Source organism: Psychrobacter sp. CAL346-MNA-CIBAN-0220, assembly GCF_040309805.1.
Taxonomy (GTDB): domain Bacteria; phylum Pseudomonadota; class Gammaproteobacteria; order Pseudomonadales; family Moraxellaceae; genus Psychrobacter.
The window spans coordinates 1-281 of record NZ_JBEOPF010000141.1; the positions used below are offsets into that span (position 1 = coordinate 1).

General features: G+C 43.1%; 1 protein-coding gene. It reads right to left on the reverse strand.

Going from position 1 to position 281, the window contains the following annotated elements; genetic code table 11:
* A partial coding sequence (locus AAEY88_RS13050; RefSeq protein WP_350563066.1) for a hypothetical protein occupies nucleotides 1–281 on the reverse strand: 281 nt, incomplete at both ends.

The following is a 281-nucleotide window of genomic DNA, read 5'->3' on the forward strand; positions in this document are numbered from 1 at the left end:
GTGCTAGTGTGCTAAGCAATGCAGGGTGAGTATTCAATTGATTATCGTGTGTATCAAACCCTCCCATAGAAACAAAAAACACTTGGCGCTGCGTACTTAACTTTGCTTGCACACTAATCGCCTTAGCTACCGCAGCTAGTTGCTTCGACAACCCTGTATCGCTAAATGAGGTAATAAGTTCAGGGGCGGCTTCAAGCGCACTATTCATTGTTTGGGTATTTCTTATCGCTGAATTAAAACTATTAGCGTAAGCACCCGTTAATGGATGATTCGTATTACCC